This window comes from Thermogemmatispora sp., from assembly GCF_042408735.1.
Classification (GTDB): domain Bacteria; phylum Chloroflexota; class Ktedonobacteria; order Ktedonobacterales; family Ktedonobacteraceae; genus Thermogemmatispora.
Genome location: NZ_JBHOQV010000020.1, coordinates 39,132 through 50,981 on the forward strand (window position 1 = coordinate 39,132; position 11,850 = coordinate 50,981).

Below are 11,850 nucleotides of genomic sequence, written 5' to 3' on the forward strand. Positions count from 1 at the left end.
TAGGACCCAAGCGAACCCAGGGCCACAGGGAGGGATAATTTGGTTCATAATAGCAAGGAGAGAAACAATTTGCTATAATATTCGCTAAGAAGAAAGTACTAAAGTTCCACCTCCTCTCTGGGGAAGGCAACAGGAAGCAGTACAATCTTCACGTGTCCGACATAGGGCGAGAGCACTCATACGGTCTTCATCTCCTGGACGCTTTGGCCTCTTCCCTGCATCGTGCTTATGGCAGGAAGAAAAGGGCATAACATTACAATTGAAACATTGGCAGACATGCAATGAACTATGAAGGACACGGGAGGCTGCGAGCATCTTATGCAAGAAATTCCTTTTTTGGATTGCTTGCGGGCCTTTCTCAGGTGAGGTGAAGGAATGGAAGAAAAGGGTGGTCGCCATGCACGCTGGTGGCAACGGGCATGGCGACGCAATGGTGTGAGGAGTAGGAAAAGCAATCGGCTCAAATGGCTGTCATGGATACAGGCGCGGCGTAGCGGGCTGGTGACAGGCATCCTCGTGTTGACCTTGATCGGGCTACTCTTTGGGCTGGTCAGTCAGCTGCAGCCGCCGCCGACAAGCACGGCACCGAGCGGCGTGACAGCGCTCAGCTACAGCGCCTTTGTCAACCAGGTCAGGGCGGGCAGAGTTCTGGCGGTGGTGCTGCAGGATCGCTCGATGTACGGCCTGCTGGCCTCTTCTTCAACGCCCGCCGGGCAGCCACCTTCCTCGCAGACGCTGGCCACCGAGATCAGAGCCTGGAGTCGCTCCATCAGCGCCAATGCCAGCTATTCGGGCTGGGCCAGCTCACAGTCGCAGGCGCAGACCTTCGATCCGGCCCGCCAGATCTATACGCGCCTGCCCGCCGAGGGAGATCCGCAGCTTATGCCTCTTTTGAGTGAAAAACATGTTTTTGTGACAACGTTACCCCCGGCCTCGAATCCTCTGTGGCTGCAGCTGCTCTGGCACCTGCTCCCTGTCGTGGTGATTGGCCTCATCCTGACCCTGACGGCCTTTTCCCTGCGCAACCCGCGCCCGCTGCGCGCTCTTGACGAGCGGATTGCTCGCATGGGAAGAAGCCGGGCCCGTCGCTTCGAGAAGCAGCCGGGCGCCTCGGAGCGCAGGACGGAGGCCCCCGCCAAAAGCGGCGGCTCGCCGGCCGAAGTCGGCGGTGGAGGGAGCGGCGGCCTCGCGGGACGGATGGGGCAGGCGCGGGTAAAGACGGCTCCGCCTGTGACCTTCGCCGACGTGGCTGGCATCGATGAGGTGCGTTCCGAGCTGGAGGAGATCGTCGAGTTCCTGCGCTCGCCGGAGCGCTTCAAGCGCCTGGGGGCGCGTATTCCGCGAGGTGCCTTGCTGGTGGGGCCGCCGGGCACGGGCAAGACTCTGCTGGCAAAGGCGGTTGCCGGCGAGGCTGGTGTCCCCTTCTTCAGCATCAGCGCCTCGGAATTCGTTGAGATGTTCGTCGGCGTTGGGGCCAGTCGTGTGCGCGACCTCTTCGCTGAGGCCCGCAAAGCGGCCCCGTGCGTGATCTTTATCGATGAGATCGATGCGGTCGGTCGCAAGCGCGGAGCGCGCGTCTTCAGCAACGAGGAGCGCGATCAGACCCTCAATCAGCTGCTGGTGGAGCTGGACGGCTTCAACGAGCGCGAAGCGGTGATTGTCTTGGCGGCGACCAATCGCGTCGATATCCTGGATCGGGCCTTGCTGCGCCCTGGGCGCTTTGATCGTACGATTGCTGTCTCTCTGCCCGATCGGGCGGGCCGGCAGGCCATTCTGGCGGTCCATACTCGTCAGACTCCGCTGCATGAGGATGTCGATCTGGAGCGACTGGCCCGGCTGACGACGGGTATGAGCGGGGCCGATCTGGCCAATTTGGTGAACGAGGCGGCCCTGATCGCCGCTCGGCGTGATCTGGAGACAGTGACCCAGGCCTGCTTTGAGGAGGCCCTGGCGCGGGTCCAGCTTGGTATTCTTCGCCCCCTGGTGCTGAGCGAGCATGAGCGGCGGATAATCGCCTATCACGAGGGCGGCCATGCCCTGGTTGCCTACCATTTGCCTGAGGCGGACCGTGTCAACTGCGTGACCATTCTGCCGCGGGGCCAGAGCCTGGGAGTAACGCAGTTTGTGGCCGAAGAAGATCGCTATAACTATAGCCGCGAGCGCCTGATGGCGCGCATCGCTGTCGGCCTTGGTGGCAGGGTGGCTGAGGAGTTAATCTTCGGTCCCCAGCGCGTGACGACCGGCGCTGAGAACGATCTGCAGGTTGTGACCGATCTGGCGCGCCGCATGGTGACCCGCTGGGGGATGAGCGAGCAGGTAGGGGTGATCTTCGCCGATTATGGCCCTGAGGAGGTCAGTCCGGCGCTCTCAACCGCCTCCTCGAGAGCGGCGGGAGCTGCCCTGGCCCTGAAAGCTCCGCCGCTGGGACCTGTCCCGACCGGCACTCACCTGCTGCCGGCTCAGTCTCCGACGGCTGCCCTGCGGGCTGGGACGGGCTTCGGTCGCGGCTTTGGGATGGTCAGTACTTCTCTGGCGGCCCTCATCGACGCCGAGGTGCAGCGGATTCTGAGCGAAGGCCGAGAGCTGGCTCGCTCGATCCTGAGCACGCATTGTGATCAGCTGCACCGCTTGGCGACGGCCCTGCTGGAGCGGGAGCATCTCAATCGCGCCGAATTCGAGGCCCTCTTGCAAGAGGGAGAGGTCTAGGGAAGGGACATTCGCCCTTCTCCCTCTCTGTCTTCGCAGGCAGGCCGACCGGCCCGCACCGAATTCGCCTGGCGGAAGGGGCGAAAAGCCGAGAGCGCCTGGCTGGGCTGAGCAGCGCTGCTCGCGGTCGATTCCTCGCCTTGTCTGGCGACAGGGAAAGCGGCCCAGCCCGCAGGCGACCTCGCTCTTCCCCGCCAGGCCGGAAATGGGGAGAGTCAAGAAGAACTGAGCTGGATAAGGCGCGCCTCTCCCCAGCGCCCTTCCCACTCCCAGCTCTTGGCTGAAGCGCCGTCCTGGCTGGCCGTCAGCTGAAAGTGGTACTGGTCACCGGCACGTACGGAGCAGGTGGCCTGCAGGCTGAAAGGACCCCACTGGATTGGTCCTACGTGATAACGGCTGCCGTTTCGGCGCAGGGCTTGGGGTAGCATGGGCTGGACAGTTAGCCTGCCCGCTTCCTCTTCGCGCAGCCCGAGCAAGTAGCGCAGGAACAGGTGCAGGCCCAAGGCACCCCAGCCGTAGCCTTCGATCCCGGCGTTGACATACTCCGGGGTGGCGCCGTGCCAGCGCGCCTGGCGATACTCGCGGGTCACCCCCGGTAGCCCTTCTTCGGCCGAGAGGAGGCGACGGTCGAGGTGACGATAGCCATCGGCGATAAACTGGCAGGCCAGTTCGGCGGCCACCTCCGGCAGGCCGGCAAGATCGGCGGCTCCGATGACCGTTAAGGCCACTGGCGGCCAGCACAGCGGGGCCCAGCCTCCACTGTGGGTAGGAGGCTGGCGCAGCGCTTCCTGGAGCTGCTCGCTCTGGCCCCAGCCGGCTACCCCACAAAAGACCGGCGCCAGATGCATGGCATCTCGCTCGCTCGACCATTGCTGGCGCTGTGAATCGTAGTCTCGAAACCAACCATACTGCCACATACGCCGCGTTTTGACCGTGAACTCATCGGCGACACGCTGCCACCAGGCGGCCTCGGCCTGCCAGTCCAGGTGGCTGGTATGGTCCGGGCTGGTCGCGGCGAGCCGGGCGGTCTCCGCGTCCTCTGCTTCCGCCTGGGCCAGAATCGTAGCCCAGCGAGCCATAATTGCTGCTCCCTGAGCCATACTGGCCTGGAGGTCCACCGGGCGCAGATGCTGGATCAGCGTCCCCCCGGTCTGCTGTGGCCCGAAGCGGCTCGAAACGTCCTGGCCGCTCTCCCACGAGCAGGCGTAGACCAGCCAGCCCTCGCTGTCGCGGCGATGCTCAAGCCACCAGCGCAGGTATGCGGCGGCGGCGGGATAGAGGCGGCGCAGCCAGGACCGATTGCCGCTGCGCCGGAAAAGCAGATCACAGCAGTAGAGTGGATAGCCCCACTCGGGAGCTGTGCCGCAGATCTGCCCATCGTCGGCCACCATATTGTAGCTGCCATCCTCACGCATGCAGGGAAGATTAGGGTGAGGAGCCTGCGTAAAGTGGGTCAGGAGTACCTCCTCTGCCAGCTCGGGCGCGGCATAGCTGAGCGCCAGGGTATCCAGGGCCGCCTCCGCCAGCACCAGGCGCGGCGCCTGGATCTGCATGCCGTCCCACGGACCCTTCAGGAGGCCACAGGGGCGGCGAATCACCATGCGCAGCGTCTCCTGATCGTAGACAAAGCCACGGCGCCAGGTCGCTGGCCAGTCGCCCGAGAGCTGCGGGGCGCGCCTCCAAAAAGCCTCATCCTCCTGCTCGCGCTCCTCCAAAGCCCTCTGGAAATTCGCCTGAGCTTCGCGCCAGCGATGGTAGCTCTCGTCAAGAGAGACGCCCCGCGCCAGCAGGAGCAAGAGACGGCGCTCTTCGCCCTCACCGCCCAGCTCCACAGTGCAGGGCAGGGTCAAGGTGCGCACCTGCCAGCCGGTCGCGGGATCGGCCTGCGTGACGGTCGGAGGAGCCACGGCGACCCCGCGCAGGTGGGCGACCAGCTCGGCCTGGGTGCAGGTGTAGATTGGCTCTTCCGGCTGCGGCGCAGGACCCCCATCGATGGCCAGCCAGCCGTGAATGAAGACGTCTCCTTCGCTGGCCACGCCCAGCATTGCTAGCTGCCCTGGCTGGCCCAGGCTCCCACCGGGGAGGCGGCGCCCGTAGAGACCATGCTCCCACAGACGGCTGGTGTACGGATTGTGCGTGTGCTCGTGCTGGAAATAACAAGTCACTCGCCCTTTCTGCTCGCCCGTGGCCGTGAGCGAGAGCAGACAGCCAAGTACGTTTTCTTCGACCAGGAAGTAGAGGGCATGGAAGAGCAGATTGTGTGAGGGAACAACACAATTGTAGGCGAAGCGATTCTTTGTATGGAGGGGACTGTTGAGGGCACAACCCTGGCGCTGAAAATCCTCCGGCAGAATCAGCAGCAGGCCATCTTCGCAGCCCAGCCCGATATTGAGATGAGCGCTGTATTGAAACTGGTTGCGTACATAGCTACCCAGGTTCGGAACGTGCCAGCCCATGCCAAGCGGTGGGCGGCTGCGAAGCACGCCGCTCGGATTCAGCTTCCAACTGTGGAAAGGATTGTCGAGATAGCCATGCGGCGTAAAGTCATCGCGGGGAACCATCTGGTACCCTGCCCTTTCCTTCTCACTGACTTATACCGGCCGAACTCATACTGAGCGGCTGAAGCAATCAGCCCGCTCCACCTCTTCTCTTCTGCTCCCCAATGATAGCCCGCCGCGCCTCCGGCGACAAGCCCCCTCTCTGGCGGCTCCTCCCCTTGACAAACGCCCACCTTCATTCTATACTTTTTGTTGTTACTATCCTAATGTTAGTAACTATATTTGTGTTATTCGGGCTTCTTGCTGGAGAAAGGAAGGCCAGCCATGCCGTGGCGCTTCGACCTGGCGCACACCAGCATTGAATTCAGTGCCAGGCACATGATGATCACCACCGTGCGGGGGCGCTTCAAGCAATGGTCGGGGACCATCGAACTCGACGAAGCCCATCCCGAAGCGACGCGAATCTCGGTCCAGATCGATGCTGCCAGTCTTGATAGCAACCAGCCACAACGTGATGCCCATCTCAAATCTGCCGACTTCCTTGACGTTGAGCACTACCCCACGATCACCTTCACCAGCACGCGCGTAGAGCCGCTCAGCGAGACCACGGGCAAGCTCTATGGAGACCTCACCATTCGCGGTGTCACCAGACCTGTGGTCCTTGACGTCAGCCTGGAAGGCCGTTCGCGCGACTGGCAGGGCCAGAGGCGTCTGGGCTTCACCGCGACCACCTCGCTCAATCGCACAGACTGGGGGCTGAACTGGAACGTGGCCCTGGAAGCTGGTGGCTGGCTTGTCAGCGAGCGTGTCGACGTCCGCATTGAAGCCGAGCTTGTCGAGGAAGCGAGCGCAGCCGGTCAGGAAAGCCAGGCCCAGACTGCAGGCACCCAGGGATAGGGATAAGAGATACACGGGAGAGAAAGCCAACAGGCCCGACAGCTACCGAAGCGGCCACCCAGCCAGGCTGGGAGGACTGATCGTCTGATAGCCTCAGCGCGGCAGGTCCCGGACAGAGGTAGGAGAAAGCGCGTCGGCTAGCTAATAAAGTCCTCTGTAAACCAGACCCAGCCGGAAGGGTCGACGTAGACCCCAATGCCCACCTGGTGCAGCGTCGTGCTAAAAAGATGGATGTGGTGCCAGCCCGTGGCCGGCTCATTTGCCATACTCTCCTGAACCTGATAAACGTTGGTCCAGGCTGGGTTCGATGGGCCGGCCAGGCCGATATTCTCGCCGCAGTCGGTAAAGCTGAACCCCTCGTTGGCGATGCGCGTACACTGCGGCAGGCCGTCGGGACAGGTGTGACTGAAGCCGCAATGGTACATATTCCAGCTATGCAGGCGAGCGCCAGCCGCCAGCGTTGCGTTCCAGGTATAGGGATAGAGGCCCTGAGCTGCCCGATCGCTATTGATCTGAGCAAAGAGCTTTTGCGTTAAGTACTGCTCCAGACTGGTCAAAGGAGGTGGAGGGCCGTAGGGGGCTGAGGCGCTCACCGGGGTTGTGGCCCGAGCGCGACCTGCGGAACTGGCCTGGGGGGTAGGGGTGGGAGTGGTCTGCTGGCTGGGGATCAGCACTGTCGGTGTAGGCGTCGCCAGTCGCTCCAGATGAGTTAAAGCCCCGCTGCCGGGAGGGGCTTGCGCCGCGTCTCGTCCCGGCTGAGAGCGGCTGCTGCCGTTCCCAGCGCTGGTGCAGGCGGGAAGCAATAAGAGCAGCGCGAAGAGGCAGACAATCTTGTGAGTCAGCCGATCTCTTCTCATGCTGAGCAACAGCTCTCTACTCTACTGGAAAGCCTTTGAGCAGGGAACAGTGTAGCATAGCGTCACCATTCATAGACACATTGACAGATATATCTGGTACTTTTGGGGGAAGGAGGCTTCTGCTCAGCCGGAGAAGAGAGGGCTGTCCCTGCGAGAGAAGCTCTAGAAGCGGCAGGTCACAACAACGGCGGTGATATCATCGGGCTTGGCGCGGATCGTCAGATGGCGCTCCTCGCGCGAGCGCTGAAGCGAGCGTTCGGCCAGGAGGCGGGCCACCGAGGAGCGGGGGCCGGCTTTTAAGAGGGTGCCGATCTCCTCATCGGTCAGATTATCGTGGATGCCGTCGGTGCAGAAGAGGACGCGGTCACCCGGAGAGATCATCGTCTGGTTCACATGGATAGTAGGGGAGAGGGGGCCACCGAGGGCCTGGGTGATGCCGCCGCGCCAGCGGAAGTAGTTCAGCTCCAGATCCGAGAGATCCTCGAAGCGCATTGCCTGATCGATACGGAGCGCATCGCTATCCTTAAGCACCTTATTTTCCACCAGCTTGCCCAGCAAGCCATCGTCGGCGGTCAGGCGGCGCAGCGGCTCCCCCGAGCGGAGCAGGTAGATGCGGCTATCGCCAACGTGGGCGTAGAAAAGCAAGGCTCCGGGGGCATTAGAGAGGGGGCAAAACACGCCGAGGGCGACCGTCGTGGCCAGATCGTCGGTGCCAGCAAGCTGGGCCCCTTCCGTGCGGATCTGCTCATCGGCCTCCTCCAGCACCTCACGCAGGTAACGGCCAAGCTCCTGATGATGGTCTCCCTGTTGATCCAGCAGCAGGCCGCCGGGGTAGCGCTGTTGGAGGCGGCGCATGACCGTCTTCCAGCCCTGATGCGTGCAGCGGGCCGCGATGCGGGCGGCGATTTCGCCGGCGGCACTGCCCCCGACGCCATCGAAAACGGCGGCCAATCCAGTCGAAGCATCGGCGATAAAGCTGTCCTCGTTGTGTTCGGGATGCCTCTCACAGGGAATGCTACAGGCGGAGAAAACAAAGCGAGTCGGCTCAGAGGCAACGCTGGCTTGACGCCGGCGGCCTCTCGCGTGCGGCATAGTAATCAATGACTCCTTCAGCTCCACTCCACGGCTTGGTCTCGACATGGCGGTACAGACCAGGGTAAGACGAATCTGGTGCAGGTGTGGTGGCCTGACTGACGCCTGGCCGCGCCCTGGAGGCGCCATTTGCCACCAGCTCTGCTGGACCTGGCTGAAGTGCCGTACGACAGGCTGAGCTGGGCCGGTCCTGCGCGGGACCTGCCTCTGCCGATCGGCAGCGACCCATCCCTTGCAGTGGGCGAGGGGAGCGTCGCACCCTGCCAGGCCAGGGACAACGAGGGCAATTGTCCCTTGATCGCACTTACGCTAATTATAGTATGCTATCCCTGTCTGGTCAACTGCTTACGCAAATACGAGACAGAAGCACTGTCAAGACCAGACCAGATCGGCAGGGCCTGCCAGGAACACTCCCGCCCCCCTCATAGGCTGGCAGAAACAAGGGTAGAACCAGCTGGAACCAGGCTCAGCCTTGCCTCGATCACCCCGACAGTAGCCCGGCCAGGCGCAGGAAGTTTTCAAAGACCAGGCGCGTGTGCTGCTGGTAGAGCGGGTAGAAGCGCGCGCGTTCCTGCTCCAGGCGCTCGATGGCATCTGGCCCAAGCAGCGAAACGATTTCCTCGCGGTAGCCAGGCGTGTAGAGCCACATGTCCAGCATGGCGGGCGTCAGCTCGATGTGATACTGCAGCCCATAGGCGCGACGCCCGTAGCGGAAAGCTTGATGAGGCGTACCCGGGCTGGTGGCCAGCAGCACGGCGCCCTCAGGTAGCTCGAAGACATCCTCATGCCAGTGAATGACCTGCTGGTAACCCGGCAGCCCCTGGAAGAGGGGATCTCTCTGCCCGGCCTCGGTCAATTGCACCTGGTAGAAGCCCAACTCGACAAAATCGTGTCGCCTGACCTCCGCTCCCAATACATTTGCAAGCAATTGTCCACCCAGGCAGATTCCCAGAAACGGAATGTCTTGCTCGATGGCCTGGCGAATCAGGGCCTGCTCCTGGCGGAGATAAGGATAGCGCTCCTCCTCGCCCACGTGCTGCGGCCCTCCCAGGACCAGCAGGGCGCCGTAGTCATCCAGGTTGTCCGGGAGAGGTCCCTGCTCGGCCTGCAGGGTCTGGCAGGCCAGGCCATGCTCCGCCAGGATCTCTCCGAGATAGCCGGGAGGATCATCCCAAATCTGTTGAATGGCTAGAACGCGCCGCGATCGAGGTTGCTGCTTCATCTGCTCCATGCCCGCATTACCTGCCTCTGTGCCTCTAGCTAGCTAGTTGGCTCTCTTGCTTGAACGAAAGAAAAAAACAGAGCGAGCGTGCGTGCGACTGGCTCCGGCCAGGCCCTGCTCGGCCTGGCCAGGTCTGCCACAAGACGCCCGGCTGCTTCTCTCAAGACTATAGCTGAGAAGACGGCCCACGGTCAAGGTGGAACTGCGCTCGCCGTGCCGCCGCCCAACGAGGGACCGCCGCCTTCTCCTCACCTGACGCCGCCGCTGCCTGCAAGGGTCCAAACAGTTGTTTTGCTATGTAATGTCTTGTATTATTTTGTTTCAGAATGTATACTATGTAACAGGGGTGTGTGCTTTTCCTCACTGCTTGCTGCAACGTTAGCCCTGATACCAAAGGGGGTCATGTATGGGTAAACGCATACCTGCCTGTTGCCGCCTGGTGCTACCCTTCGTCCTGACTGTGCTGCTCCTCTTTGTACTTGCCCCTGATGTGCGTGCAGCTCATGCTCAGGGCCTGAAACTGGTGGGTCCAAAGAAGTACTACCTGGTCCTGGGCAATTCCCTGGCCTTCGGCTTCCAGCCGGACCTGGACTTCGCGCATGGGTATAGTAACTACTTTTTCCAGGACCTGAAGGCTCACGGCACGACCTCGATGGTCAACCTGGCCTGTCCAGGCGAGACCAGCGTGACCTTCCTTAATGGTAAGTGTCCCTTCCCCTTCTTGCGTAAGTACCCCTACCTCGGGTCACAGCTGAACGCCGCCCTCAACTTCTTGCGGGCCCACGCGGGCCAGGTCAGCCCGGTGACTCTGGATATTGGGGCCAATGATGTCCTGCCCTATCTGAATTCTCAGACCTGCGCCATCGATACCACTGCCAGCACCAGCGCCCTCCAGACCCTGGACTATAATCTGCGCCAGGTGATCCTTCCTCAGCTGCGTGCTGCTCTTACTGTCAACGGCCAGGTAACGGGTGACCTGCTCGTGATGAATTACTACGATCCATACCAGAACAAGTGCCCCAATACGGTCCCCTATACCCAGCAGCTTAATGAGCATCTGGCGAGCGATGTCCAGGGGTTCGGCGTCCTCGTCGATGTCTTCTCTGCCTTTGGCGGGGCGACCGTTCCCAACAATAACATCTGCAGCTATACCTGGATGTGTAGCGTTTTCCACGACATTCACGCTACTGACAAAGGCTACCAGGTCATCGCTCAGTCCTTCGAACAGACCGTCGGCTACTAGGCGAGCCGGGTGGCTCCCAGCTCGCTGGCCGACGAGCTGGGGAGGTGATTTTATCGCCTTCTTTCCGCTGCTCTCTTCTGACTCCGCCGACTACTTCTCCCTTGAGGTCCTGGCCCCGGCGATGAGCAGTCTGGCGAGCTAACTGAAGAGCCTCACCGTCCTTCCTTTCGGCGGCGGACAGGTTGGCAGCCCGTTTGACGCAACCTCGAGGAAAGGCAACCCCGGCTGTCTGCCTGTCTGTCCGCCCCTCCGCTTGTCTGCCTTCTCTCAACGTCGAGATTAGAGGATGATTCCTCCCTGGCCTGCTCCCTTGCTCTCCGTCCGGGGAACGTTCGTTCGATCGAACTGCTCCCAGCCAGGACAGGACCCGGAGAGTGATGGCGGCCCTGCCCGCGTCTGATCCCCGGCTCCTGGGCGAGCAACCCGCTTGAGGACGATCTTTCCAGAGGCCGACACCCTCGGATGAGGGGGCACAGCGAGGGGCGAGCGCCCACAGGGCCGCCCTGTGGGCCGTAGGGCAGCAGGCTGACGACCATGGACCCTTCCTGCCTGGATTGAGACTTCGACGGGTGCCACCACCGTCGTGGGCCTGCTGATGAGCAGCTTGTTCCTCCAAGGTGGGAACATCGCCCCGGGGCGGGGGACCGCCTGGCTCCTGGCTTGCTGCCCTGGCGGACCCGGAGAAGATGCGGTGCGACGCTGCAGGCAGGGACGCCGAGTGGAACCCCTTGCTGACGCGCTGAGGAGGATGACATCCCACAAGCTCCTGCGGCAGGGCAGCGGGCCAGGTGCTCTGCGCTGCTCTGGCTTCCCCCCAGCGATCGCACGCTGGCCAGGAGCGAGGGAGGCTGGTGGGTGTCTGTCTCTCGTGCGGCCCAGCCGCCGGACTCGCAGCTCGGGGGCGTTGCTGGCCCGTTGCCACATGCTCCGGCGATGGGGTCGCGGGGGCCTCGCTGTCGAAGGCGAGGAGGGGGAGAAGAAAACGAGCTGGGGAGACTTCCCCCCCTCGAACATGGCCCATGTGAGGGCCTGCTTCGAAACTCGTTCGTCGCCGGGGGCTCAAGTGGTCCCGAGTGGTCGAAAAGCTGCAGCTCTTGCCGCTGGAGTACGCCAAAGGAGGCTGGTGCTTTCTCGAAACTCGCCCCTTCAGCGCTGCAGCCGACGAGTTTCGACGCGGGCCGTGGCACGAGGGGGAAATGAAGGGGGACGTGGGAAAGAGTGAGCCGCTCAGCTGCCAAAAACGGGGCCTGAATCGTTAGAAGATATGAAAGATGTATCCCGGGGTGGGTTTCCAGGGGGTCGGTTGCAGCGGCCTCGATCCGTTTGAGGATACTG

7 protein-coding genes are annotated in these 11,850 nt (G+C 62.4%); 3 read left to right on the top strand and 4 right to left on the bottom strand.

What is annotated here, in order from left to right; genetic code table 11:
- Positions 1-375 precede the first annotated feature (375 nt).
- The gene (gene ftsH, locus ACFMO7_RS01765) at positions 376-2,706 is read left to right on the top strand and encodes an ATP-dependent zinc metalloprotease FtsH (RefSeq protein ID WP_376793823.1); all 2,331 of its coding nucleotides are present in this window, start codon (positions 376-378) and stop codon (positions 2,704-2,706) included.
- Between the two features lie 215 nt (positions 2,707-2,921).
- Here ftsH and ACFMO7_RS01770 read toward each other — a convergent pair whose 3' ends face one another.
- Entirely contained in the window at positions 2,922-5,267 is a 2,346-nt protein-coding gene (locus ACFMO7_RS01770) for a hypothetical protein (RefSeq protein WP_376793824.1), read from the bottom strand.
- Positions 5,268-5,528: 261 nt separating this feature from the next.
- Here ACFMO7_RS01770 and ACFMO7_RS01775 point away from each other — a divergent pair, with 261 nt between their 5' ends.
- Complete coding sequence (locus tag ACFMO7_RS01775) at positions 5,529-6,101, top strand: YceI family protein (RefSeq protein WP_376793825.1); 573 nt, start codon at positions 5,529-5,531, stop codon at positions 6,099-6,101.
- Between the two features lie 137 nt (positions 6,102-6,238).
- Here the strand turns inward: ACFMO7_RS01775 and ACFMO7_RS01780 are convergent, their stop codons facing one another.
- The 3 genes from ACFMO7_RS01780 to ACFMO7_RS01790 form a co-directional block, all read right to left on the bottom strand.
- Complete coding sequence (locus ACFMO7_RS01780) at positions 6,239-6,958, bottom strand: CAP domain-containing protein (RefSeq protein WP_376793826.1); 720 nt, start codon at positions 6,956-6,958, stop codon at positions 6,239-6,241.
- Between the two features lie 162 nt (positions 6,959-7,120).
- Complete coding sequence (locus ACFMO7_RS01785; protein ID WP_376793827.1) at positions 7,121-8,050, bottom strand: PP2C family protein-serine/threonine phosphatase; 930 nt, start codon at positions 8,048-8,050, stop codon at positions 7,121-7,123.
- Between the two features lie 481 nt (positions 8,051-8,531).
- Complete coding sequence (locus ACFMO7_RS01790) at positions 8,532-9,272, bottom strand: type 1 glutamine amidotransferase (RefSeq protein ID WP_376793828.1); 741 nt, start codon at positions 9,270-9,272, stop codon at positions 8,532-8,534.
- A gap of 406 nt (positions 9,273-9,678) precedes the next feature.
- Between ACFMO7_RS01790 and ACFMO7_RS01795 the strand changes: the two genes are divergently transcribed.
- The gene (locus ACFMO7_RS01795; protein WP_376793829.1) at positions 9,679-10,515 is read left to right on the top strand and encodes an SGNH/GDSL hydrolase family protein; all 837 of its coding nucleotides are present in this window, start codon (positions 9,679-9,681) and stop codon (positions 10,513-10,515) included.
- Positions 10,516-11,850: the final 1,335 nt, after the last annotated feature.